The following is a 23,769-nucleotide window of genomic DNA, read 5'->3' on the forward strand; positions in this document are numbered from 1 at the left end:
GCTGACCTGCTTGACCGCCTCGGCCTTGAACTCGTCTGTGAATCGCTTGCTCGCCATAGATCCTCCGATCCTCAAAAGACACTATCAGGTGTCTACGGAATCGGGGGCGTACCAACGTGGTACGCCCCCGCTTTCGTAGACGGTTAGGGGCTTTGTTTTGAGTTAACCGCCTCAAACATCATTGGCGCAAGGCCTCCCAGATGTCCATGGCGGCGCTGTCGATTGTAGAAAACCTCGATGTAATCGAACACGTCACTGCGCGCTTCTTCGCGACTGCTATAGACCCTGCCGCGTACGCGCTCCTTCTTCAGGCTGCTGAAGAACGACTCAGCGACTGAGTTGTCCCAGCAGTTGCCGCGACGACTCATGCTGACTTCCAAGCCGTGCTCGCGGCAAAAGCGACGCCAGTCGTCGCTACCGTATTGCACGCCCTGGTCGGAGTGGATGACAACCTCCGAAGTGGGGCGGCGCCGCCAGATGGCCATCAACAGTGCATCCATCGCCAGTTCGCGCGCCAAGCTGGATTTCATCGACCAACCAATGACCGCGCGCGAGTAGAGGTCGATCACCACGGCCAAGTACAACCAACCTTCGGCAGTGCGCAGGTAAGTGATGTCGGTGACCCAGGCAAGGTCGGGTTGCTTGACCGTGAACTGTCGTTGCAAGCGATTGGGCGCCACCACTGCAGGCTTACCGCCCTTGTATCTGCGACGCAGCGGAGAGCGCACCGAGCGCAGTCCCTTCTGTCGCATCAATCGCTCCACCCGCTTGCGGCCAATACGTTCGCCGGCCTCGGTCAGATCGCGGTGCACATTACGACTGCCATACACGCCGCCGGAGGCCAGGTAAGACTCCTCGATGTACGCCAGCAGGCGMGCATCCTCTTTGGCACGTGCCGACTGCGGGCACTTCAGCCATGCGTAGTAACCGCTGCGCTCSACCTTGAGCACCCGGCACATCGTCACGACCCGAAACTGCTGCTGATGGGCCTGCATGAAGGCGTACCTTGCCCTTACCCCTTGGCAAAGTACGCGGCGGCCTTTTTTAAAATGTCGCGCTCCTCTTCGGCGCGACGCAGCTCCGCACGCAGCCGGGCGTTCTCCTGGACAAGGTCCWCGCTCTTCTTGGCCTTGCGCACTTCGCGACTGATCCCGCGCTCACGCAGCCAGCCGTAGAGGCTGTGCGATGACACGCCGAGTCGCTCGGCAACTTCAGTGACGGGGTAACCACGCTCGCTGACCTGCTTGACCGCCTCGGCCTTGAACTCGTCTGTGAATCGCTTGCTCGCCATAGATCCTCCGATCCTCAAAAGACACTATCAGGTGTCTACGGAATCGGGGGCGTACCANAACCACGCTCGCTGACCTGCTTGACCGCCTCGGCCTTGAACTCGTCTGTGAATCGCTTGCTCGCCATAGATCCTCCGATCCTCAAAAGACACTATCAGGTGTCTACGGAATCGGGGGCGTACCAAAGCGTGGTCGATGTGGAGATGCCGCTCGCCTCCAGCAAGATTGCGGACTTCGTGCGTGAGACGTCATCGCCCGGCTGGACGCGACAGCGCGGGGTGCAGGCCTTGGCGCAAGGTATCGACCAGCGTGCTTTGCGCCGGTTCGATGCCGTCGTGCGCGTACCGCCCGCGTCGTGCAGCGACGAAGAGTTGCAACATCTGGCGAAGCGGCACTTCGGTCGTACCGGGCTGCTGGCCCTTGTCGACGAGCATTACGGGCATGGGATCAGCTGGACGGACGACTACCCGCATGCGTTGGTACAGATGCGGTGGCGGGGCCGCCCCGCCTTCGTGATCTGGTCCAACTCCCAGAAAGCCCGCATGCTGCCTTGGCACCCAGGCATGCCGGTGGACTCGCCACAGGAAGCGGACCAGAACTGGTCGCTGCCCTTGAGCGCATCGCTCCAGGCGTTGTTGCCGCCGCAATCGCGTACCCATGAACGACTGGGCGGCGCCGACATGGAGCAACGACTCAACCGGAATGCCATGTACAAGGCGGAGCGGCAGTGCGAAGCGCTACGTGGAGGATCGGATGCGAGCGCTGGATCGCACAGGTAAATTCCCTCCTGTCTTGCAGCGATCCGGCCTGCCCGTCGCTACCAGGTCGCCTCCCGGCGCTTGAACGGCTGCGTGGTCCGCATTCGCGGCGGGCTAGGCAAACTGGCGCGAGAAATTCCCGACCGCATCGATGTTGGCGCGTGCGAGCGCGCGCATGTCCGATCCGATCCACTCGCTGTCTGCCACGCGATGCCAGAACGCGATCGCCGCCCCTGCCGCCCAACGGATGTGGCCGATCTGCCCGGTGCGATCCGGTGCGGTTGGTCGCACGGCCTCCAGGGGGCGCACGGCGCCGGTGCGCGAGGGCGCCAGCGCCATCGGCAGCATGTCGTAGGCCGGCGCCAGCGCAAGCGGACGATCATTCCCGAGATGGAACCCGAGATTGCCCGCATGCATGTCGCTGTTGTCGATGAAGCGCCCGAACCAATGCAAGCGCGCCATCTGCGTCGCGTCCTGCGTGGTGATCCAGCCGTCGGCCGCCAGCCGTTCGCCGAATCGCCCCCAGTCGCGTGCGCCGTCGCCGTAGAACGCGGCGTCCAGCGCTTGCAGGGAGACGAAACCATGACGGCCCAGCGTGTCGGCGGCGCGATCGAAGCGACGGACTTCCAGGAAGGTGTAGCCGTCGGCATGCAGGCACTGCGACAACGCCGCAGGCAGGCCCGCCTCGTGCAGCGTGGTGGCGGCCAAGTGCTCGCAACCCAGCAGGTCGGCCCAGCGGCGGACCGCGAGGCCTTCGTCCGGCACCGCGAACTTCACCAGTGCGGCGTAGCGCGTGCCGTCCTCCTGGTGCACGGTGGCGGTGAACTTCGGTTGCTCGCCGCCGGGCGAGGAGCCGATGTCCTCGCCGGCCAGCGCGGCCTGCGCCCAGGCGGGGTATTGCCGCGCGCGATCGGAGGCAGCGACGACATCGGTCGGCGTGTCGCGCTCGGCCATCGCCGTGGCCAGGGCTTCCTGACCGAGGATCAGGTCGCCGATGCCGGTGCCGCCGGTCCGGGTGATCGCCAGCAACGTGTCGCGGACCTGCCATCGGTTCAGGTCGTCGGGTACGCCGAGCGCGCGTCCCTGGCGGTGCGCCAGCGTGCGGCCCAGGAATCCTTGGGGCCGCAGGTCGTCGAGGAACCAAGGCAGGCCGCGATGGAAGCCGGCGACCCGATCGACGGTGCGTGTCAGCAGGGGCCTGTCACCGGAGGCCTCGAAGAAGAAGCGGTCTCCGCGCAGGGCATGCAGGGTGCCCAGTTCTTCCAGCGTCGCATCCGGCCGCATCCGCCACAGCGGCCAAGCCTCGCCTGCATCCGTGCGCGCGCGCGCCGCGTAGGCAGTGGCGCGTGCCTTGCCGATCCGCAGCACCGCCGGCCCGGCCTCGGCGACCAGCCGGGCCAGGATGGGGCGGCTCACGCCCAGCGCCTGTGCCAGCGCCGCCGCCGGCACGGGGTCGCCACCCGCCAGCAACGACAGGAGATCGGGTACATCGGCAGTGCGCGCGCGAGGCATCCGGAAGCCTTGATTCTTTACGATTCAAGAACGATATATCAGAAATCTGTTCCCGTAAAGAATTGATATAAAAGCATTTATTCAAAGCATCGCGCGATGTTTGTTTACGATTCCCGGTGCGATACCGACGGCATTGCCCGGGACGACTACCAGCTCGCCTCCAACCGGCTGAAGGGGTGGGCGATCCGTAATCCCTGATTGTCGTAGTCGCTCACCGCCTTGCCATCCACCGTCACCCGCGACGGCTTCGTGCGGGTCGGCCAGCTGACCTTCAATGCGGTGTCCTTGCGCAGGCCCGGGCCCAGGGTGATGCGGAGCGTCTGGCCCTGTTGCCGCGCGGCCATCGCCAGCGTGCCGTAGGCGGTCGGCAGGCCGTCCACGCGCAGGCCATCGCCGGCGACCCACGCCGGCGGCGTGCCGGGCAGCAACGACAGCGCGTCGTCGCCTTCGTGCATCAGCATGCCGAAGATCGAGCGCGCGTATTCCGACCCGATCCACGTGTGCGGCATGTCGCCGAGGTAGATCGCGTGGCGCGCATCCGAGTACACCACTTCCGCCAGCACCTGCCACGGCGCGGGGCGGCGGTGGCCGAGGAAACGCATCAGCAGTTCGTGCGCTTCCTGCGGGCGGTTGAGGTGCACGTAGGTCAGCACGTTGCGGATTTCGTACGGCGTGTAGGCATACAGCGCGCCGGGCGTATCGCGCTTGCGCACCTCATCGAGGTAACGGTCGAAGGTGGTCTTCAACGCATCGGCCGGCATCACGTCCTGCTGGCCGGCCGGGTCCAGGCCGATCGACAGGCTGGTCGGGTCGCTGCCGCCCATGTCGGCGTCGGCGGGCACGTAGTCCACGCCTTTCCACGTCATCGTCGCGCGCAGCGATGCGGCCATCGATGCGCGCAGCGCCGCGTACTGCCCGCGCGCCCACGCGGCGGTCTTCGCATCGCCCCACTGTTCGGCCAGCCACGCACCGTCGTGCCAGCCCTTCAATGCCCAGTAATCGTCCCAGTAACTGTGCGTGGGCACCGGATAGCCTTCGTGGCTGATCGATGGTGCGAGGATGCCGTGGAAACGCTCCGGCGACGGCTGGTCGGCGAGATAGCCGGGCACCATCGTGCGTTCGCGCAGTTCCTGCATGAATTTCATCGCGCGCGTCACCTTGTCCTGGTAGTCGCGCACGCTGCGCGCACCGCCATCGAGGCGCGCGAGTTCGGCGACCAGCCAGATGAACTGCCCTTGGCTGTCGTACTCGATGTCGGAACCGAATCCCGTGTTGACCGACCCGTCGTCGTTGAGGATCGGCGACACCAAGCCGTTCTCGTGCACCGCGTGTCCGGCGTACCACTGCAGGTAGTCGCGCGCCGTCTTCGGCATGCCCATGCGCACCAGCGTGGCGGCGGTGGCGGCGCCATCGCGGATGAAGGAGCGGTTGTAGTTGCGCGGCCCCGGCTGCATGGCGTGGCCGCTCTGGTTGATCAGCATGTAGGCCGCTTGCGCGCGCAGCATGTCGACCAGGGACGCATCCGGCAGCGACAGGCCGATGCGGCCCAGGCGCTTCTGCCATTGCGCGGCGACCTGGTCGGCGAGCGTGTCGAACGCGCCCTCGCCGGTGAGTCCTTTCATGTCGATCGCCGGTGCGGCCGGCAGCGGCTTGGCCGGATCGATGCGTGCATCGCCGAGGGCGAAGGCGATGACGATGTCCTGCGTCGCGCCCGGCGCCAGCGCCACGTCGTAGCCGAGTTGCCCGGCCGCCAGGCCCGTGTCGTCGTGCGCCTGCTGCGCGTCGGGCAGGGCATCGGCCATCAGCAGGCCGGTGATCTCGCCTTCGCCATGCGCGCCGAACGCCGATGCGGACGCGCGCGCCACCGGCGTCAGCGACTGGAACAGCGTGCGTCCGTTGACGGCGACCTGCGCCGCGTTGCCGGTGCCGACGCTGATGTCGCGGATCGGCGAGGGGCCGCCGTTCTGCCACGGCGGACTGACCTGCATCGGCCGCGTGAGCAGGTTGAAGCTTCCGGCGACCGGCGTGGTGCCGGTGTTGCGCAGGCGATAGCGCACCAGCGTGACCGGCGCGCCGCGTTGTTCGAGCGCGATCGCGGCGGTCGTCAGTTCCAGGCCGGGCTGTGGCGACCAGTGCACGGTCGGCATCGGCATCCAGCCGTCGCGCAGCGCGTGGGTGATGGTGGTGTCGGCGTTCGCTGCATTCGCGCGGCCGCTGGCGTCGCGCCATACCGGCTGCACCAGCGGTGCGCCCTTGAAGGCTTCGACATGACCGAACTCGTCGAGCACCGACTTCTGCCGGCCAGCGGGAATACCGACCGCCGTCCAGTACACCTGCTGCTGGTGCAGCGACGAGGGGAACAGCGCACGGTGTTCGCGCGACGCCGCGAGTTCGTAGCGCTTCATCGCCGTCATCACCCGCTTCGGCCCGATCAGGCGAAGCCGTTGCAGCGACGGTGCCTGCGTGCCCTGGCCGCGCACGCTCAAGCGCAACGCGGACAGCGTGCGGGCCTGGCTGTCGGCGAGGAACGCGGTGCTGCCGTAGGCGTTGGGATCTTCCGCCAGCACGATCCAGCGATCCGAACCCGCCTCGCGCCCTTCGAGTCTCGCGGCGCGCGGCGTGTCCTTCCACGCGACTTCCAGGCCGGCTACCGACAGCGGCCTGGGCAGGTCGATCTGCAGCTGCCGCATGCCGTCGGCCGCAGGCTTCGCGTTCATCGCATGCGCCTCGCCCGCATCGGACCACAGCGCGGCGGGATCACCGGTTACGCCGGTGATGCGCGGCGTCTCGCCACCCGCGTACGGTTGGAATTCGAACACCGACACGCCCCAGTCCGCCGAGCGGTCCGGCGCGGTGAGGCGCAGGTAGCGCGCCTGCACGGTGGGGAACACGTCGTACTCGATGCCGCCCACGCCGTCGCGCGTCTCGAACGCGGTGCGCCAGTGCTCGCCGTCGTCGGAGGCCTGGATGGAATACGCGCGTGCGCCACCCCATTCCCAATGCAGTTCCACTGCACCGACGGAGACGCGCTTGCCGAAGTCGACCTGGTACCAGTGGCCGGGCGAGAACGCGCCGCCCCACTTGGTGGCGGGGTCGCCATCGATGCCTTTGGCCGGGGCCATCTCCACGGTGGTGCTGGCCGAACTCGTCGCCGTCCACGCGGCGCGCGGAGGCAGGGCGTCGGCCGAACGGGCCAGGGGGCTGATGGCCAGCCCGATTGCCAGGCCGAGCAGCGCGACGGCCAGGGGCGGGCGGATCGCGGGTGCGGAGGGGGTCATGGCGGGGCTCCAGCGGCGGGCCATGCAGGCCAGGGGAGCGCCGGATACTAGGGATGAAAACGTTTACATGCTAGTTGCAGCGCACGATTCGCCGCTGATCGCCGTGCGTTGCGCGCAGCCAGCCCGGCACCGCTTACGGGGCGCGGTGCAGCCCGTGGCCGGCCTGCTCGCAGACCACGAGGGTATGCGGCTCGGACACCGTGCCGGTCGCGCGAACGCGGTCGCCGGCCTTGAGCGCCTGCACATCGTCCGGCGGCGGCGCCTTGCACAGGTTCCAGCGCGCCGGCAGGTGCACGTCCACGTTGCCGGTCGGCGTGGCCAGCGTGACCACCGCGCTGCCGTCGTAGGTCCAGGGCGTGGTATCGACCGTGGCGACCTGGCCTTCCACCGTGGCCTGCTGTCCCGGTACCCAGGCGGGCGCGGCCGGCGTGGTCGTGCAGGCCGCCAGCGACAGGCACGCGGCCAGGGTGGCGGTGAGGCGGGCGGTCGATGCGGTGGTGCGTGGCTTCATCGAATGACTCCGGGACGCGGCTCAGGGATTCGAGGCAGGTTCGGTGACTTTCGGTGCCTCAACCGGACACCGCGGCACGCCCGAACCGACCACGCAGTTCACGCAACACGCCTGGCCTTCCGGCGACGCGTCGGGCGCGTCCTGTACCGGTGGCAGGTAGCCCGGGAGTTTCGCAAGTTCCGCCTGCGATTTGAGGCGCAGGATCGCCGCCCAGTCCTGGCGATTCATGTTGCAGGCAGCTTCGTTGTCGGGCGCGCACAGCGTGCCGTCGCCGATCCGCAGCGGCAGCCCGCCCCAGAATTCGCCGTTGCGGTTCAACGGCAACATCCGCATCGTCACCGCCTGCTGCACGTTGCCGCCGATCGCGTACGCGGTGCTGTCGTTGTTCGGATTCACCGCCACGACGATGTCGCAGTGCATGTCGAGCGAGCCGCCACTGCGCAGCAACGGCACCAGGCCTTCATGGCCGAACAGGCGGCTGTACTGGCGCACGTAGCAGATGAGGTCGCCGACCGCCGGCTTGGCGTGGGCCACGTCGATCACGTCGAACGCGTTCGACGCCGGCTGCTGGTAGGCGGCCTGCACATAGGTGAAGTGGCGACTGGAGCCGCGGAACCCCGGCACCCTGGCTTCGCGCATCACCCACGAGATGAAGGCGGCCGACCACGGCGTGTCCACCACGAAGCCGCGGCAGGCGTCGGCCTGCGGGCCGGTCGCCGAGGCATACAGGCAGTCGGTCGCACCGCGGCGATGGCCGATCGCGCCGAGCAGGCCGCTGTCGCGCCAGTAACGCGCCACGCGCTGCCAGGCGCGGTCGTCGCCGATCGACAACAGCGACGACTCCGCTTCCATCATCGGCGCGTTCGCCAGCTTGCCCTCCCGGTCGATGAAGGGGCGATACCACATCAGGTGCTCGCGGCAGGCGACCGCGGCGATGCGGGTGGCGACATCGGACGGCGTCTGCTGGGCCAGCTGCGGGCAAGGGTCGGCCGCACGCGCGGCGAAGGAAGACAGCAGCAACAGGGGCAGCAACAGCCATGCACGCATCAGCAAGTCCTTCGGGGTCTGTGGTCTTTCTTACGCATCATGCCGCATCGGCAGGACAGGACTTCGTCACGCGGCCTGAAGGTATGGCTTTGGTCGGGCCGTTGCCGGGTGTCGCACGGGCTGGCTAAGCTCGCGCTTCATCGTTGGGAAACCCGCCATGCCTCGCGCGTCCGTCTTTGCCCGTTCCGTACTCGCAGCCCTCCTTCTGCTACTGGCGCCGTTCGCGTCCGCAGACGCGAACCGCTATGAGAACCCGACCCTGCAGTTCGCGTTGACCAAGCCGTCGACGTGGCACTTCATGTCGGCGCGGGAAAATCGCGAGAACCTTGAGCGGGTACAGTTCGGGTCGGATGCGTTCAAGCGGCAGGTGGTGGAGCAGTCCGCCGCGCCGTTGGTGGTGATCACCCAGTATCCGGAGCCCCACGCGGGCCTCAATGCCAGCCTGAAGGTTTCGGTAAAGCCGTTCGGCGCGTTGCCGACGCGCGAGCCCGCGCCGCTGCTGAGCATGATCCTGCCGGTGATGCAGCAGCAATTGAACGATGTGCAGGTCATCCAGGAACCTCGTGCGACGACCGTCGCGGGGCTGCCCGCAGCACACGTCGTGCTGCATTACACGTTGGGGACCGTCGATGGCGATGCATTCGCTACGCCATCCGAGTTGTGGATCGTCCCCAATGGCGACTTCTTCTACATGATCGGCGCCGGCTATGCGCAAGGCGACGCGAATACGCGGGCAGAGATCGCCAGGGTGGTCGAAGGGCTGACCATCGCACGCCAGGAGGCGCCTTGAGATGAGGAAGCCCGGGTATTCATGGATGACGGTCGTGCTGTTCGCCTTATCGCTGGCAGCGCAGGCGACCGAACCGGATCGCCGCATCGCGATCACCATCGACGATCTGCCCTGGCAGCGCATGGACAAGACGCCGGCCGCGGAGGTGCAGGCGCGCTATGCGCAACTGATGGCGCAGCTCAAGCAGGCCGGTGTGCCGGTGGTGGGTTTCGTCAACGAAGGCAAGCTGGAGGTCGACGGCCAGGTGCAGCCGACGCGCGTGGCGATGCTGGACGACTGGCTCGACGGTGGCTTCGAACTCGGCAACCACACGCACGGCCATGTCGATCTGCACGCCGTCGGGTTGCCCGCATTCCAGCAGGACGTGCTCGATGGCGAGCGCGTCCTGCGTCCGCTGCTTGCGAAGCGCGGGCAGGCGCCGCGCTGGTTCCGCCATCCCTACCTGCGTGCCGGCCGCACGCCGGAAGACCGCGCCACGTTGTCGGCCTTTCTCCGTGCGCACGGCTACCGCATCGCGCCGGTGACCGTGGACAACGGCGAATGGGTCTGGGCCTTCGCCTATGCGAACGTGCTCGACGGCCAGCCCGATACGCCCGAGCGTGCCGCCACGCTGGAGCGGCTGAAGCGCGGCTACATTCCCTACATGCTCAACAAGGTCGACTACTACGAACGGCAGTCGCAGGCCCTGCTCGGCTATGCGCTGCCGCAGGTCTGGCTGCTGCACGCCAACGAGCTCAACGCCGTCGCCTACGCGGACCTCGTGGCCGGCGTGCAGCGGCGCGGCTACCGCGTGGTCACGCTGGACGAGGCGATGCGCGACCCCGCCTACGCACGGGGCGAGGATGGCTACAACGGCCGCTACGGCCCCAGCTGGCTGCACCGCTGGGCGATGGCCGAGAAGAAGCCGAAGGACTTCTACGCCGGCGAGCCGGTGGTGCCGGGCTGGGTGCTGCAGCTGGCGGGCGTGGAATCGGAGTAGCTGGCCCGGGGGACCCTGTTTCCGCGTTGTTCGGAATGGACCAGGGTAGGACGGACCGCATGCCAGGCATGGGCGCGACGTGATCGAGCCGGAGAGAACGCATGCAGAAGAAAGTGGACCTGTCGACCTGCCAGGGACATCTGGTGGAAGTGGTGATCGAGCGGCCCGACGACCAGCAACCCTGGTCGCTGGCGGTGCGCGTGCGCGACGCGCAGGGCAGCGCCTGGAGCGAGCCCTGGCGCGAGGGCGAGCCGCACTACTTCACCTGCCACGACGCGCTGGCGGCGGGCAAGCAGCAGGCGGTGCGGATGATCGGCGCAGCGGACGCGGTCGATCCCGGCTGATCAGGCGCGGCCGGCGGCCTGCAGCGCAGCGAACTCGGTGTCGTCGAACAGCCGCGACCGCACCAGGAAGCGCACGCCTTCGCCATTCTCCAGCGAGAACATGCCGCCGCGGCCCGGCACCACGTCGATGATGAGCTGGGTGTGCTTCCAGTATTCGAACTGCGCGGGACTGATGTAGAAGTCGGCACCGCCGATCTCGCCCAGCCGCACGTCGCGATCGCCGACGATGAAGTCGCCCACCGGATAGCACATCGGCGAGGAACCGTCGCAACAGCCGCCGGACTGGTGGAACAGCACCGGCCCGTGCCGTGCGCGCAGCGTGTCGATCAGCTGCAATGCCGGCAGTGTCGCGATCACCTGCAGGGGAGGGGTGGCTGCAGGGGGCGGCGCGTCGGTCACGGGCGGTGCCATCCGGGGGGCGTCAGGCGGCGAAGTCGAGCACGATGCGGCCTTCGATCTGGCCGGCATGCATGCGGGCGAACACCTCGTTGATGTTCTCCAGCCGGTCCGTCGCCACGGTCGCGGCCACCTTGCCCATGGCGGCGAACGCCAGCGACTCCTGCAGGTCCAGCCGCGTGCCCACGATCGAGCCGCGTACCGTGACGCCGTTGAGCACCATGCCGAAGATGTCCAGCGGGAACTGCCCCGGCGGCAGGCCGTTGAGCGACACCGTGCCGCCGCGGCGGACCATGCCGATGGCCTGCTCGAACGCTTTCGGCGAGACCGCGGTGACCAGCGCACCATGCGCGCCGCCGATCTCCTTCTTCAGGTAGGCCACCGGATCGGTGGTCTTCGCGTTGACGGCGACGGTGGCGCCGAGGCGGCGTGCGAGGTCCAGCTTCGCGTCGTCCACATCGACCGCCGCCACGTTCAGCCCCATCGCCTTCGCGTACTGCACGGCCATGTGGCCGAGCCCGCCGATGCCGGAAATCACGACCCAGTCGCCCGGCTTCGTGTCGGTGACCTTGAGGCCCTTGTAGACGGTCACGCCAGCGCAGAGCACGGGCGCGATCTCGACGAAGCCGACGTTGTCCGGCAGGTGGCCCACGTAGCCGGCGTTGGCCAGTGCGTACTCCGCGAATCCGCCGTTGACCGAGTAGCCGGTGTTCTGCTGCGTCTCGCACAGCGTTTCCCAGCCGCCCAGGCAGTGCTCGCAATAGCCGCAGGCCGAGTACAGCCACGGGACGCCGACGCGGTCGCCTTCCTTCACGTGGCTGACGCCGGCACCCACGGCCGCCACGTGGCCGACGCCTTCATGGCCGGGGATGAAAGGCGGGTTGGGTTTCACCGGCCAGTCGCCTTCGGCGGCGTGCAGGTCGGTGTGGCAGACGCCGCAGGCTTCGATCTTGACCAGGATGTCACCGGCCGCAGGCCGCGGCACCGGGACTTCCTCGATCACCAGCGGCTTGCCGAATTCCCGCACGACGGCGGCCTTCATGGTGCTGTCCATCTGCTGCTCCTGTCTTTGTCCGAAGAACCCCCACCGTACGTCGGTGGCGATGCGGGCACGTTGATTCCAATCAATCCAGCGTGGCGTCGCGCGGCCGCCCGTCGGACGGCCGCGTGCGACGGGCGTCAGAAGAAGCCCAGCGCCTTCGGCGAATAACTCACCAGCAGGTTCTTGGTCTGCTGGTAGTGGTCCAGCATCATCTTGTGGTTCTCGCGGCCGATGCCCGACTGCTTGTAGCCGCCGAACGCCGCGTGCGCCGGATAGGCGTGGTAGCAGTTCGTCCACACGCGACCGGCCTGGATCGCGCGGCCCATGCGGTACAGGCGCGACGCGTCGCGGCTCCACACGCCGGCGCCCAGGCCGTACAGGGTGTCGTTGGCGATGGCGAGCGCTTCGGCTTCGTCCTTGAACGTGGTCACCGACACCACCGGCCCGAAGATCTCTTCCTGGAAGATGCGCATCTTGTTGTGGCCCTTGAACACGGTGGGCTTCACGTACCAGCCGCCCGCGAGGTCGCCGTCGAGCGCGTTCTGCTCGCCGCCGATCAGGACTTCCGCGCCCTCCTGCCGGCCGATGTCGATGTAGCTCAGGATCTTCTCCAACTGCTCGCCCGAGGCCTGCGCACCGATCATCGTGTTGGGGTCCAGCGGATTGCCCTGGACGATCGCGGCCACGCGCTTGAGCACGCGCGCCATGAACGCGTCGTAGATCGACTCCTGGATCAGCGCACGCGACGGACAGGTGCAGACCTCGCCCTGGTTGAACGCGAACAGCACGAAGCCTTCCACCGCCTTGTCGAGGAAGTCGTCGTCCTCGGCCATCACGTCGGCGAAGAAGATGTTCGGCGACTTGCCGCCCAGCTCCAGCGTCACCGGGATCAGGTTCTGGCTGGCGTACTGCATGATCAGCCGGCCGGTGGTGGTCTCGCCGGTGAAGGCGATCTTGGCGATGCGCGGATTGCTGGCCAGCGGTTTGCCGGCTTCCAGGCCGAAGCCGTTGACCACGTTGAGCACGCCGGGCGGCAGCAGGTCGCCGATCACTTCCATCAGCACCAGGATCGAGGCCGGCGTCTGTTCCGCCGGCTTCAGCACCACGCAGTTGCCGGCGGCCAGCGCGGGCGCCAGCTTCCAGCAGGCCATCAGCAGCGGGAAATTCCACGGGATGATCTGCCCGACCACGCCCAGCGGTTCGTGGAAGTGGTAGGCGATCGTGTCGTGGTCGATCTCCGCGACGCTGCCTTCCTGTGCGCGGATGGCACCGGCGAAGTAGCGGAAGTGGTCGACGCACAGCGGGATGTCGGCGTTGAGCGTCTCGCGGATCGGCTTGCCGTTATCCCAGGTCTCGGCGTGGGCGAGCAGGTCGAGGTTTTGCTCGATGCGGTCGGCGATCTTCAGCAGCACGTTCGCGCGCTCGGTGGGGCTGGCCTTGCCCCAGGCATCCTTCGCGGCGTGCGCAGCGTCCAGCGCGCGCTCGATGTCGTCGGCGTTGGAACGCGGGATGCGGGTGAAGACCTTGCCGTTCACCGGGCTGGCGTTGTCGAAGTACTGGCCGGAGGCCGGTTCCACCCACGCGCCACCGATGAAGTTGGCGTATTGGCGCTTGAAGATGGCGGATGGATCGACCGCTTGCGGGCGGGGCGTGGCGACTGCGTTCATCGGTGGTCTCCCTGGAAGTCAGTGGGCCCGGTTGGGCTGCGACCGTCCGACGCAGGGCGCGTGCCAACAAGATGTGCTGCGTCGCGTCACGGCGTGGAGCGAAGCGCGATGGCACACCGGTGTGGATTCCTGTGGCGGCGCAGCATGGAGGGGGATTGCGGGGTGTCGCGCGCTGTGGTGTGTATCGGGACAGCAGGTGGTTGCGCTGTCGCAAAATGCGACACATCGCCAGCGAGGACCGGACCATGGCGCGTGCACAGACGGGCAACGATGCGATCAGCGAAGCGCGACGCGCCTTCTTCGAGGCCGGCCGCACGCCCGTGGGCCAGGTGCCCGGCGCGATCCTGCAGTCGTGGCGGCGGTGTCGCGGCCTGGGGCTGGCGGCGAATGCGCGACCGGCGATCGAGCCGATCGATGCGCCGCGCCTGAGGATCATGCGCGAGCAGCACGAGCGGCTGTGGCGCCTGGCGCGCGCGGAAGTCGAGATGCTGGCCGCCGATGCCGCCGACACCGGCAGCATCGCCATCCTCACCGACGCGGATGGCTGGATCCTCGATGCCGAAGGCAGCGCCGCCTTCCTGGACAAGGCCGGCCGCGTGGCGTTGATGCCGGGCGCCTGCTGGAGCGAAGCGCGCGTGGGCACGAACGCCATCGGCACCGCGATCGCCGATGGCCTCGCGGTGGAAGTGCGCGGCGCCGAGCACTATGCCGCGCCGCACCGCATCCTCAACTGCGCCGCGTCGCCGATCTTCGATCCGCAGGGCCGCATGGTCGGGGTGCTCGACATTTCCGGCGATGCGTCGGTGGCGCAGGTGCATGCGCTGGGGCTGGCGCAGATGGCGGTGGCGAACATCGAGCACCGCTACTTCGACGAAGGCATCGCCGATGCCGACCTGCTGCGCGTGCACAGCAATCGCGCGCTGCTGGGCACCGCACGCGAAGGCCTGCTGGCCTTCCGCAACGGGCGGCTGGTGGCGGCCAACCGCGTGGGCCTGGCGCTGTTCGGGCTGGAACGCGGCGACCTGGGGCGCGCCTCCTACGAAGCGCTGTTCGATGGCGCGGTGTCGCGGCTGCGCGACGACGGCGCGCTCCACGACCGCAGCGGACGCGTGCTGTACGGCCATGTCGACGAACCCACCCGTGCCCGTCGCGCGCGCGCGGCCACGCCCATCACCGTTTCATCTGCGACGTCGTCGCGCGATGCCGATGCGCCGTTGTTCGATGAAGCGCAGCGCGACGATTTGGCGCGCGCCTGCCGGGTGCTGGATGCCGGCATCCCCGTGCTGGTGCTCGGCGAGACGGGCACGGGCAAGGAGGTGTTCTCGCGCGAGTTGCATCGCCAGTGCGCGCGCGCCGGCAAGCCCTTCGTCGCGGTGAACTGCGCGGCGCTGCCGGAGGGCCTGATCGAGGCGGAGTTGTTCGGCTACGAAAGCGGCGCTTTCACCGGCGCCCGCAAGGACGGCAGCCAGGGCCTGCTCCGCCAGGCCGATGGTGGCGTGCTGTTCCTCGACGAGATCGGCGACATGCCGATGGCGTTGCAGCCGCGGCTGCTGCGCGTGCTGCAGGATCGCGAGCTGTCGCCGCTCGGCGGCGGCCGGCCGGTGAAGCTGGACTTCGCGCTCGTCTGCGCCACCCACCGCCACCTGGAGGAGGCGGTCGCGGAAGGACGGTTCCGCGCCGACCTGTACTACCGCATCTCGCACCACATCGTGACGCTGCCATCGCTGCGCGAGCAGCCCGCGCGCGACGCGCTGGTGCGGACGCTGTGGGAGCGCATCGGCCAGGGACGCCAGTTGACGCCGGCCGCGCGCGACGCGCTGGCGCAGTACGGTTGGCCGGGCAACCTGCGCCAGCTGGTCGCCAGCCTGCGGACCCTCGCGGCCCTGAGCGAACCGGGCAGCGACGTCGGCCTGGATGCGCTGCCCGCCTACCTCCGCACGCGCATGGCACCGATGCCCCGCCCGCTCGCGCCGCTCGACGCGGATCTCGACGCCATCACGCTGGCCAGCATGCGGGCGGCGGTGGAGGCTTGCGGCGGCAACATCGCACGGGCGGCGCGGCAGTTGGGCATCAGCCGCAGCACGTTGTACCGTCGCCTCGGCGCCGATCCGCGCGTCCTCTAGCCCCGGGAGCGCCGATGCCTGTGAAGCGATCCGCAGCTCCCGCCGATGTCGGGGCGTTCCTCGCCGCGCTGGCGCATCCGCAGGACGCCACCCTCCAGCGGCTGCGCACCGCGATCCGCGCCACCGATCCGCGCATCGGCGAAGACATCAAGTGGAATGCCCCGAGCTTCCACGTGGACGGCAGGCACTTCGCCACCATGCAGCTGCGGAAGACCGACAGCGTGCTGCTGGTGCTGCATCTGGGCGCCGGCAAGCGCGCGCTGCAGCAAGGCGCGATCGCGGATCCGGAAGGGCGGCTGACCTGGCTCGGCGCCGATCGGGCGACCCTGGCCTTCGCCAACCCAGGCGAGGTGGATGCACATGGCGAGGCCATGCAAGCCGTGCTGCGGCAGTGGATGGCGCATCTCCCGTCGCCGGGCGCGCAAGATCATCCCGAACCCTGATGCGGGCGGCCTTCCGCGCGTGATACAACGCCGTCCTGCCCTGGGGAAAGGACGTCGGATGCGATACGCGCTGCTGAGTGCCCTCTTGTCCGTGCCCGCGGTCGCGATGGCGGCCCCCGCCGAGATTCCCGCGGAGGTCCTGGCGCGGCAGACGTGCCAGGAGCATGTCGTCGAACCGGCGAAGGCGACCCCGGCCGACCTCCCCAAGGTCTCCGGCGAGTACAACGCCTACGTCATCGTCGACTACCGCCTGGACGGGTCGGGGAATGCGGTCGACCCGCGCGTCGTCGAGGCGCGCCCGCGACGGGGTTTCGACGACTACGCCCTGCGGATGCTGGCACGCACCCGGTTCGCGCCGGGCGTGCAGGCGCAGTGCACCGATGTCCGCACGATCAGCAAGCTGCGGCGCGGCGGCCGATAGGGCCAAGCGCGCACGCGGGCGCAGAATTCGATGGCGAAATAGTGGATAGTGCGGCGCACCACCCGGACCGCCCCGCCGCCGCATCCGCATGCCCGACCCCGTCCCGCCCGCCGGCCGCGTCCCGCGTCCCCCGTCGCTGAGAAGGCAGTTCGCGCGCGCGGTCGTGCTCGCGGCGTTGCTCCCCGCCGCCGTGCTCGGCGTCGTCGAGCAGGTGCGTTCCTACCGGGCCGAGCAGCACCACCTCGGCGAGCGCCTGGAGGTGAGCACCATGCTCAGCGCCACGGCGGTCAACGATTTCGTCGACATGCACCAGGCCGGTGTCGCGCTGGTGGCGTCGATGAGCGGCAAGGACACCGACTGGCCGGCACAACTGGAGGAACTGCGCCGGCGCTATCCCGGGTTCAGCAGCGTGCTGGTGACCGATGCGCTGGGTACCGTGCAGGCATCCCAGCCGGTGCCGCCGCGCGCGCCGGCCATCAACGTGGCCGATCGCGAGTATTTCCGGGTGGCCCGCGAGACGGGTGCCCCGTTCGTCTCCGACGCGTTCCGCGGCCGCCGCCTCAGCAACGATCCACTGGTGGCGGTCTCCGCGCCGTGGCAGGTGGAGGGCGCCTTCGCGGGCGTGGTGCAGGGCTCCATCCGCGTCGATGCCTTCACCGGGCCGCGGGTCGCGGCCATGCGTCGCCGCGGCGTGGAGATGCTGCTGCTCGACCGCGAACTGCGGGTGATCCGCGCGACCGAAGGACTGCAGTACCGTTTCCAGCAGTCGCTGGCGGGCACGCCGCTGCTGGCCGGTGCCGGACATGGCGCACGCGAGACCGAATCGCGCAGGCTGCACGGCGTGATGGCGGACGGCCGTGCGGCCTGGGTCTCGCAGGCGAAGCTGACCTCCGGCTGGACCCTGGTGCTGGTGGTGCCGGACGACATGCTGGTCAGCACCGTGCGCAGCCGGGCACTGGCCACGGCGGGCCTGCTGGTGCTGATCGCGGCCGGGGTGTGGTTCGCGTACGCCTGGCAGATGCGGCGGCTCGATGGTGCGCTCGCGCAGTTGTCCGACGCGTTGCATGCGCTGGCCGTGCACCGACGCTCCAGCGCGACGGCGCCGCTGCCGGAAGAGTTCGAGCCGGTGGGGCGCGCGGTGGGCGAACTGGCCGACCAGCTCGAGGTCGCGCATGAAGACCTCCAGCGCTCGTTGGCCGACCAGAGTGCGCTGGCGTTGTCGCTGCAGCGCACGCTGGAGCGGCGCGAGCAGGAGATCGACCGCCGCACCGCCGAACTCCGCCAGGCCAATGCCGAACTGGACCGGCTCAACCGCACCGATCCGCTCACCGGCTGCCTCAATCGCCGCGGCCTGCAGCACAAGCTGTCGCTGGTCAGCGACGAAGCCGGGCAGCTGACCGTGGACATGACGGTGATCGCCATCGACGTGGACCACTTCAAGGCCTACAACGATCGCTATGGCCACGCGGCCGGCGACAGTGCGCTGCGGCGCGTGGCCGGCGTCGTGGGCGGCCTGCTGCGGCATCCGCAGGACGCGGTGGCACGCATGGGCGGCGAGGAATTCCTGGTGGTGCTGCCGGATACCGATGCCGCAGTCTCCGCCCGCGTGGCCGAGCGCGTCCGCGCGGCCGTGCACGCGTTGGGCATTCCGCATGAAGATTCGCCGTGGGGCGTGGTGACCGTCAGCATCGGCTGGGTGCGCACCGCGCCGGGCGAAGACTACGCGCAGGCCTTCCTCATCGCGGACGAAGCGCTGTACCGCGCGAAGCACGCCGGTCGCAACCGGGTGGAAACCGACGAGTAACCGGCGCGCGTCACGTCGTCGGTCGTGGCCCCACCAGCTTCAAGAAGGCTTCGTGCTGGTAGCGGCTCATGCGCAGCTGCTGGCCGGTGTCCAGGGTGATGACGTGGTGGCCGTTGAACCACGGCTGGATGTCGCGGATCCGGCGCACGTTGACGATGGCCGAACGATGCACGCGGGCGAAGTGGCGCGGATCCAGCCGCGCGGCCAGCGAGGCCATCGTTTCGCGCAGCTCGTGCACGCGGCCGGCCAGGTGCAGCAGCACCGTGTTGCCGTTGGCGCGGATCCAGACGATGTCGTCCACGTCCACCAGCACGACCTTCTCGTCCTCGCGCACGGGGATGCGGGTGGCGTAGTCGTCGCGCTGGCGCAGGGTTTCCAGGGTCTGCAGGATGCGCGTGGTGGCATCGGCGTCGGCGCCTTCGCGGACCGTCAGCCGCTGGCGTGCGCGACGCAGGGTTTCCTGGAAGCGTTCGCGGCTGAACGGCTTGACCAGATAGTCCACCGCGTGCGCTTCGAAGGCGCGCACGGCGTAGTGCTCGTAGGCGGTGACGAAGATCGTCGCCGGCATGCGCGCCGCCCCGATCGTGGCGACCACGTCCAGGCCGGTGATGGCCGGCATCTGGATGTCGAGGAAGACCAGGTCCGGCGACAGGGCGCGGATCGCCTCGACCGCGGACACGCCGTCGCCGCATTCGCCGACGATCTCCAGATCCTCCGCGTCGCGCAGATGGCGGACAACCGCGTGCCGTGCGATCGGCTCGTCGTCGACCACCAGCACGTGCAGGCTCATGCCGGCACGTGCTCCGGCGCATCGTCGTCCTGCGCAAGCTCGTGGAACGGCACGCGCAGGCGGCAGGCGACGCCGCGCGGCACCATCGCATCCAGGCGCAGGTCGGCGTCGTCGCCATACAGCTCGCGCAGCCGCAGGCGCGTGTTCGCCATGCCGATGCCGTGTCCGCCATCGCTGGGCTGGCCCAGCGTACTGTTGCCGTTGCGCACTTCGATCAGCAGGTGCCCGCCCTCGCGGCGGCAGTCGATCTCGACGCGGTCCTCGCCGACGTTGCGGCCGATACCGTGGCGGATCGCGTTCTCGACCAGCGGCTGCAGCACCAGGCTGGGCACGGCGGCATCGAGCGTGTCCGGCGCCACGTAGATGCGGGTCTCCAGGCGGTCCTTGAAACGCCGGCGCTGGATGCCGAGGTAGAGTTCGAGCAGTTCCAGTTCGCGCCGCAGCGAGATTTCCTGGCCGTCGTAGTCTTCCAGGAACGCGCGCAGCAACTCGCTCAGCTTCAGCAGCATGTCTTCCGCCGACAGCGTGTCCTCGTCGAGCAGGGTGACGATGGCGTGCAGCGTGTTGAACAGGAAGTGCGGCTGCAGCTGGGTCTTGAGCACCTGCAGGCGCGATTGCGCGAGTTCGGTCGCGAGCTGGCTGGCCTCCAGTTCGCGCCGTGCCTTCTCGGCGTGGAACTGGATGGCCTGCTGGATGGCGAACAGCAGCCAGTAGGTCAGCAGGCCGATGGCGAAATGCTGCTCCAGGAAGTATCCCAGCTGTTCGAAGAAACCGCTGGGTTCGAACAGCGTGGAGACCAGTGCGCCGATCATCATCGCGACGAAGGTCGTGCACAGGCTGGCCACCAGCTGCTTGCCCAGCCCGCGGAAGCGCATCGTGTCGCGTATCGGATAACGCTCGGCCAGCCGGAACACGAGCGGCGCCAGCGCCGCCCAGGTGTACCACTGGATCAATGACCAGCGGATCAGATCCCACAGCGGCCAACTGGGACGGTGCAGGCCGTTGTTGAGTTTCGTCTGCAGGGTGAACAACAGCGCGACCGCCGTCCACAAACCCAGATAGCGGAACAGGCCGATCTCGAGGGTGCCCAGTCGGATCTTCATGCGTGGTGTCCCGGAAGGTGGGGGCATCCTAGGCCGGGGTTCCGCGCGTGGGAAGCGTCACGCGCGCAGGGCTACGATTCGACCCGGCGCCGCGACGATTCATCCCGAATCCGTTGCCGGCATGGCGCGGGCGGCGCGAGATGCGGCCATCCGCCGCGCCCGCGTGGCCTTCGGCGGATCCCCTTCCCAACGGAGATTCGCCATGCGCCCCCTGTCGATCCGCTTCGCCCTCGTCGTCGCTTTGTTGCCCGCCGCCGCTGCCATCGCCCACGCCGAGGACGTGTCGCGCGTGCACTACCTGGACATCGTCAACCGCGCCCATGAGCGACTGGTCGCGCTGTCGGCCGCGCCCGTCGGTGGCGAGCCCGTGCCCGTCGTCCTCGGTGAGGATCTACAAGGGGGCGGCAATTCGGCCACGGTGCGTCTGCCGCTGCAGGGCTGTGTGCAGGACTTGCGGCTCGAGTTCCGCAACGGCCAACAGGTGCTGTATCCGGCCGTGGATGTGTGCGCGCATCGCGGGTTGACGATCCTGCCTGCGCACGCCCGCCGGATGACGGCAGAGGAACTGCAGAAGCAGCAGCGCGTCGCGCGCGGGGATTGAACGCGCGTCAGCGCACCACGCTGAGCCGTCGCGGCGGGTGTTCGTCGCGCTGGAACAGCACGCGTTCGGGACGGTGCAGGGCGAAGCCCTGGCCGTAGTCCACGCCCAACGAACGCAGCGCTTCGCAGAGTTGCGGGCTGCTGACCCATTCGGCCACCACCTTCAGTCCGCGCTGATGGCCGATCTGGGCGATGGCGCTGACGATGGTGCGGCTCATCGGTTCGGTTTCCAGGTCACGGATGAAGCTGCCGTCGATCTTGATGAGGTCGACCGGCAGGTTCTTCAGGTAGCCGAACGACGACATGCCCGCGCCGAAATCGTCCAGCGCGATGCGGCAGCCGGCGCGGCGCAGCCGCTCGATGACGTTGACGACCTTCAGCAGGTTGCGCACCGCCACCGTTTCGGTGATCTCGAAGCACAGCGTGTGGGCGGGCACGGCGTATTCGGTGATGCGGGCCAGGATGAAATCCGCTAGGCCATCGTCCTCGATGCTCGCGCCGGACAGGTTGATCGCGCAGGTGCCCAGGCGCATGCCGGAATGATGCAGTTGCGCGAAGTGCGCCAGCGCGTTGCGGATCACCCAGCGGTCGATCGCGGGCATCAGGCCATAGCGCTCGGCGGCCGGCAGGAACGCGCCGGGCAGGACCACGCCACCATCCTCGTCGCGCAAGCGCAGCAGCAGCTCGATGCTGGTCGCGGTGTCGCTGCCGTCGAGCGGGACGATCTCCTGGTAGTCCAGCAGCAGGCGGTCCTGCTCCACCGCCCAACGCAGGCGGCTGGCCCATTCCATCTCGCCCTGGCGGCGCGTGGTCTCGTTGTCCTGCCGGTAGACGTGTACGCGGTTGCGGCCGTTCTCCTTGGCCAGGTAGCAGGCGGTATCCGCCCACGCCAGCAGGTCCTTCAACGTCGGTTCCTGCTGGTCCACCACGACCACGCCGATGCTGGCGCTGACGGTGTAGGTGCGGTCCTGCCAGACAAACATCAGCGCCTCGATGCACTCGCGCAGGCGTTCGGCCAGCGCCTGCGCGCCGTCGGCATCCACGTGGAAGGCCATCAAGCCGAACTCGTCGCCGCCCAGTCGCGCGAGCACGTCGCCGCCGCGCAGCTGGTGGCGCATCGCCAGCGCGAGTTGGGCGAGCAGCTGGTCGCCGGCCATGTGGCCGGAGACGTCGTTGATCAGCTTGAACTGGTCCAGGTCGATGTAGAGCAGCGCGCACGGGTCGGTCTGCACGCGGCCCTTGCGCTCGTGCAGCGCCTCTTCCACGCGACGTTCGAATTCGCGGCGGTTGCAGAGCTCGGTCAGCGCATCGTGCGTCGCCTGGTAGCTCAGGCGCTCCGTCAGTTCGCGCTGCTCGGAAATGTCGGTGGCGACCATCAGCAGGTGGGCCTGGCCTTCCATGTCCACCTGGGCGATCGACGCGTTCGCCCAGAACGCATCGCCGCCCGGACTGAGCAGCACGGCTTCCAGGTTGCCCCAGTCGTTGCCGATGGCATCGGCATCGCGTGCGCGATGCTGCAGCTGTGGATCGGAGAACAGCGCGGACAGCGGCAGGCCGGTCGGGTCGCCCAGGCGCAGGCGCGCGGCCTGGTTGGCGTAGACGATGCGGCCGTCGCGCGCATCGGCCAGCAGCACCAGCGCGGGCAGCAGTTCGTTGAGCGTGCGGAAGCGCAGTTCGCTTTCGCGGAAGCGCTCGCTCATCTGTGCGCCCAGCGCGACCGCACGCTGGCGGGTGGTGGTCAGCGACCACACCAGGGCCGATAGCAGCAGGCTGATGAGGCCGCCGCCCACGAGGATGGCCTGCAGCCGCCCCAGGTCCAGCGGCTGCGGACGCGGCAGCAGCTCGATGCGCCATTGGCGGCCACCGAAGTCCAGGCGGCGTACCTGCGCAGGCAGCCCTGGCGCCGTGGCCGTACCCGAGTCGTAAAAAGGATGCGCATCCGCCGTGGCGTCGTGCAGGCGTACCCGGAAGCCATCCAGCACGGGGCCGGACAGCGCGCTTTCCACCATCGGCTCCAACCGGATGCCGATGGCCAGTGCGCCCAGTTCGCGTGCGCGGCGCTGGTTGGGCGTGGTCGGCGTGGGGCCCTGCGAGTACACCGGCAGGCGCAGCGTCACGCCCAGCGGGTTGTGGCCGGCCGGCGTGGACTGGCGCAGCGCGAACGGCGCGGAGACCACCACCGTGTCGGTATCGCGGGCCTGCAGCAGGGCGGTCAGGTTCGCCTTCTGGGTCGCCATGTCGAAGCCGATCAATGCCGTGTTGGCTTCGTACGGCGCCACATAGACATAGCGATACGACACCTGGTCGGCCAGCGGCTGCCCGGCCGGCGTGCGGCGGGCGAATGCCATGGACGTGTACGCGCCCGGCTGCAGCGGGCTGCGCAGGCTGGCGTGGTACTGGCTGAAGTGCGCCTGGTCCATCCGGTCGTTGGACAGGAACACCGTCTGCATCGCGCGCAGCATCGAGGCCGCCTGCTCCAGCGGCACCCGCAGGCGGGCGACGCCGGCGTCGGCCAGGGCGCCACGGTGCTCATCGGCGCGGTCCTGCAGATCGTTCCACTCGCGATGCGCGACGAACGCCGTGCACAACAGGCCCGCCAGCAGCACAGTCGCCGCCCATGCCGTCGGGGGCAGGCCGAGGCGGCGGTCGGGCGACCCCGTGGCCGCCGCACTGGCGTGCCCGGGGGACGTGTGGGTGGCTTCCACCAGCAGCATTCCTGCGTTGAAGGGGACGGCCATCCAGGGCGGTGCCGATCCCGGGAAGGGATGCAGGCTTCGTGCCAATCCGCCGATGTGTCGAAAGCACGGACTTGCGGGGCGTGCCCGCAAGCCGGTCCTTCACCGGACGGAAGTCGGATGGACCGTATGGGTCA

Annotated in this window: 19 protein-coding genes; 8 read left to right on the plus strand and 11 right to left on the minus strand. The window is 68.7% G+C overall.

What is annotated here, in order from left to right:
* Positions 1–143: 143 nt before the first annotated feature.
* The 5 genes from ASD72_RS06220 to ASD72_RS06250 form a co-directional block, all read right to left on the minus strand.
* Positions 144–1,291 (minus strand): IS3 family transposase gene (locus tag ASD72_RS06220; protein WP_155944504.1). Its coding sequence is split into 2 segments (ribosomal slippage): positions 144–1,039 and positions 1,039–1,291, totalling 1,149 coding nucleotides; the frame shifts between segments, so codons are not numbered across the junction.
* Between the two features lie 870 nt (positions 1,292–2,161).
* Positions 2,162–3,559 carry a type II toxin-antitoxin system HipA family toxin YjjJ gene (gene yjjJ, locus ASD72_RS06235; protein ID WP_056879084.1) on the minus strand — a complete coding sequence of 466 codons (1,398 nt, stop codon included), beginning with the start codon at positions 3,557–3,559 and terminating at the stop codon, positions 2,162–2,164.
* A 146-nt stretch (positions 3,560–3,705) separates the two neighbouring features.
* Positions 3,706–6,837 (minus strand): discoidin domain-containing protein, encoded by a 3,132-nt coding sequence (locus tag ASD72_RS06240; RefSeq protein WP_235577949.1) that lies wholly within the window; start codon positions 6,835–6,837, stop codon positions 3,706–3,708.
* Positions 6,838–6,970: 133 nt separating this feature from the next.
* A complete protein-coding gene (locus ASD72_RS06245; protein WP_056879086.1) occupies positions 6,971–7,348 on the minus strand; it encodes a hypothetical protein in 378 nt (125 codons plus the stop codon).
* A 21-nt stretch (positions 7,349–7,369) separates the two neighbouring features.
* Entirely contained in the window at positions 7,370–8,395 is a 1,026-nt protein-coding gene (locus ASD72_RS06250; RefSeq protein ID WP_155944506.1) for a DUF2272 domain-containing protein, read from the minus strand.
* Positions 8,396–8,552: 157 nt separating this feature from the next.
* Here ASD72_RS06250 and ASD72_RS06255 point away from each other — a divergent pair, with 157 nt between their 5' ends.
* The 3 genes from ASD72_RS06255 (at position 8,553) to ASD72_RS06265 (ending at position 10,508) form a co-directional block, all read left to right on the plus strand.
* Positions 8,553–9,185: a hypothetical protein gene (locus ASD72_RS06255; protein ID WP_056879088.1), complete on the plus strand. Its 633-nt coding sequence runs from the start codon at positions 8,553–8,555 to the stop codon at positions 9,183–9,185.
* 25 nt (positions 9,186–9,210) lie between these two features.
* Positions 9,211–10,164 (plus strand): polysaccharide deacetylase family protein, encoded by a 954-nt coding sequence (locus ASD72_RS06260; protein WP_056879089.1) that lies wholly within the window; start codon positions 9,211–9,213, stop codon positions 10,162–10,164.
* Between the two features lie 101 nt (positions 10,165–10,265).
* Positions 10,266–10,508 carry a hypothetical protein gene (locus tag ASD72_RS06265; RefSeq protein ID WP_056879090.1) on the plus strand — a complete coding sequence of 81 codons (243 nt, stop codon included), beginning with the start codon at positions 10,266–10,268 and terminating at the stop codon, positions 10,506–10,508.
* Here ASD72_RS06265 and ASD72_RS06270 read toward each other — a convergent pair whose 3' ends face one another.
* The 3 genes from ASD72_RS06270 to adh all read right to left on the minus strand — a co-directional run bounded on the left by ASD72_RS06270 (position 10,509) and on the right by adh (position 13,613).
* On the minus strand, positions 10,509–10,919 hold the full coding sequence (locus tag ASD72_RS06270; protein ID WP_056879091.1) for a DUF779 domain-containing protein: 411 nt from the start codon (positions 10,917–10,919) through the stop codon (positions 10,509–10,511).
* Between the two features lie 10 nt (positions 10,920–10,929).
* Positions 10,930–11,958 (minus strand): alcohol dehydrogenase AdhP, encoded by a 1,029-nt coding sequence (gene adhP / locus ASD72_RS06275; protein ID WP_056879092.1) that lies wholly within the window; start codon positions 11,956–11,958, stop codon positions 10,930–10,932.
* 125 nt (positions 11,959–12,083) lie between these two features.
* A complete protein-coding gene (gene adh / locus ASD72_RS06280; protein ID WP_056879093.1) occupies positions 12,084–13,613 on the minus strand; it encodes an aldehyde dehydrogenase in 1,530 nt (509 codons plus the stop codon).
* 245 nt (positions 13,614–13,858) lie between these two features.
* Between adh and ASD72_RS06285 the strand changes: the two genes are divergently transcribed.
* From ASD72_RS06285 to ASD72_RS06300, 4 genes are all read left to right on the plus strand, one after another.
* The gene (locus ASD72_RS06285) at positions 13,859–15,736 is read left to right on the plus strand and encodes a sigma-54-dependent Fis family transcriptional regulator (protein WP_056879798.1); all 1,878 of its coding nucleotides are present in this window, start codon (positions 13,859–13,861) and stop codon (positions 15,734–15,736) included.
* A gap of 14 nt (positions 15,737–15,750) precedes the next feature.
* Positions 15,751–16,179, plus strand: a complete 429-nt coding sequence (locus ASD72_RS06290) for a DUF1801 domain-containing protein (RefSeq protein ID WP_056879094.1) — start codon at positions 15,751–15,753, stop codon at positions 16,177–16,179.
* Positions 16,180–16,237: 58 nt separating this feature from the next.
* Positions 16,238–16,600, plus strand: coding sequence for an energy transducer TonB (locus ASD72_RS06295; protein ID WP_056879095.1), 363 nt, complete (start codon positions 16,238–16,240; stop codon positions 16,598–16,600).
* Positions 16,601–16,688: 88 nt separating this feature from the next.
* The gene (locus ASD72_RS06300) at positions 16,689–18,404 is read left to right on the plus strand and encodes a diguanylate cyclase (RefSeq protein ID WP_056879096.1); all 1,716 of its coding nucleotides are present in this window, start codon (positions 16,689–16,691) and stop codon (positions 18,402–18,404) included.
* Between the two features lie 10 nt (positions 18,405–18,414).
* Here ASD72_RS06300 and ASD72_RS06305 read toward each other — a convergent pair whose 3' ends face one another.
* Both ASD72_RS06305 and ASD72_RS06310 read right to left on the minus strand, forming a co-directional pair.
* Positions 18,415–19,194 (minus strand): response regulator, encoded by a 780-nt coding sequence (locus ASD72_RS06305; RefSeq protein ID WP_056879097.1) that lies wholly within the window; start codon positions 19,192–19,194, stop codon positions 18,415–18,417.
* A complete protein-coding gene (locus tag ASD72_RS06310; RefSeq protein ID WP_056879098.1) occupies positions 19,191–20,297 on the minus strand; it encodes a histidine kinase in 1,107 nt (368 codons plus the stop codon). Before ASD72_RS06310 ends, ASD72_RS06305 begins: the two co-directional genes overlap by 4 nt.
* 202 nt (positions 20,298–20,499) lie before the next feature.
* Between ASD72_RS06310 and ASD72_RS06315 the strand changes: the two genes are divergently transcribed.
* Positions 20,500–20,898: a hypothetical protein gene (locus ASD72_RS06315; RefSeq protein ID WP_056879099.1), complete on the plus strand. Its 399-nt coding sequence runs from the start codon at positions 20,500–20,502 to the stop codon at positions 20,896–20,898.
* A 7-nt stretch (positions 20,899–20,905) separates the two neighbouring features.
* Here ASD72_RS06315 and ASD72_RS06320 read toward each other — a convergent pair whose 3' ends face one another.
* Positions 20,906–23,635, minus strand: a complete 2,730-nt coding sequence (locus ASD72_RS06320; protein WP_235577950.1) for an EAL domain-containing protein — start codon at positions 23,633–23,635, stop codon at positions 20,906–20,908.
* Positions 23,636–23,769 lie beyond the last annotated feature (134 nt).

It is taken from the genome of Pseudoxanthomonas sp. Root630, assembly GCF_001427585.1.
Classification (GTDB): Bacteria; Pseudomonadota; Gammaproteobacteria; order Xanthomonadales; family Xanthomonadaceae; genus Pseudoxanthomonas_A.

Excerpts from the sequence above, each read along its gene's own strand:
- yjjJ (WP_056879084.1), bottom strand. The coding sequence starts at position 3,559 with ATGCCTCGCGCGCGCACTGCCGATGTACCCGATCTCCTGTCGTTGCTG.
- ASD72_RS06240 (WP_235577949.1), bottom strand. The coding sequence starts at position 6,837 with ATGACCCCCTCCGCACCCGCGATCCGCCCGCCCCTGGCCGTCGCGCTG.
- ASD72_RS06245 (WP_056879086.1), bottom strand. The coding sequence starts at position 7,348 with ATGAAGCCACGCACCACCGCATCGACCGCCCGCCTCACCGCCACCCTG.
- ASD72_RS06250 (WP_155944506.1), bottom strand. The coding sequence starts at position 8,395 with ATGCGTGCATGGCTGTTGCTGCCCCTGTTGCTGCTGTCTTCCTTCGCC.
- ASD72_RS06255 (WP_056879088.1), top strand. The coding sequence starts at position 8,553 with ATGCCTCGCGCGTCCGTCTTTGCCCGTTCCGTACTCGCAGCCCTCCTT.
- ASD72_RS06260 (WP_056879089.1), top strand. The coding sequence starts at position 9,211 with ATGACGGTCGTGCTGTTCGCCTTATCGCTGGCAGCGCAGGCGACCGAA.
- ASD72_RS06265 (WP_056879090.1), top strand. The coding sequence starts at position 10,266 with ATGCAGAAGAAAGTGGACCTGTCGACCTGCCAGGGACATCTGGTGGAA.
- ASD72_RS06270 (WP_056879091.1), bottom strand. The coding sequence starts at position 10,919 with ATGGCACCGCCCGTGACCGACGCGCCGCCCCCTGCAGCCACCCCTCCC.
- adhP (WP_056879092.1), bottom strand. The coding sequence starts at position 11,958 with ATGGACAGCACCATGAAGGCCGCCGTCGTGCGGGAATTCGGCAAGCCG.
- adh (WP_056879093.1), bottom strand. The coding sequence starts at position 13,613 with ATGAACGCAGTCGCCACGCCCCGCCCGCAAGCGGTCGATCCATCCGCC.
- ASD72_RS06285 (WP_056879798.1), top strand. The coding sequence starts at position 13,859 with ATGGCGCGTGCACAGACGGGCAACGATGCGATCAGCGAAGCGCGACGC.
- ASD72_RS06290 (WP_056879094.1), top strand. The coding sequence starts at position 15,751 with ATGCCTGTGAAGCGATCCGCAGCTCCCGCCGATGTCGGGGCGTTCCTC.
- ASD72_RS06295 (WP_056879095.1), top strand. The coding sequence starts at position 16,238 with ATGCGATACGCGCTGCTGAGTGCCCTCTTGTCCGTGCCCGCGGTCGCG.
- ASD72_RS06300 (WP_056879096.1), top strand. The coding sequence starts at position 16,689 with ATGCCCGACCCCGTCCCGCCCGCCGGCCGCGTCCCGCGTCCCCCGTCG.
- ASD72_RS06305 (WP_056879097.1), bottom strand. The coding sequence starts at position 19,194 with ATGAGCCTGCACGTGCTGGTGGTCGACGACGAGCCGATCGCACGGCAC.
- ASD72_RS06310 (WP_056879098.1), bottom strand. The coding sequence starts at position 20,297 with ATGAAGATCCGACTGGGCACCCTCGAGATCGGCCTGTTCCGCTATCTG.
- ASD72_RS06315 (WP_056879099.1), top strand. The coding sequence starts at position 20,500 with ATGCGCCCCCTGTCGATCCGCTTCGCCCTCGTCGTCGCTTTGTTGCCC.
- ASD72_RS06320 (WP_235577950.1), bottom strand. The coding sequence starts at position 23,635 with ATGGCCGTCCCCTTCAACGCAGGAATGCTGCTGGTGGAAGCCACCCAC.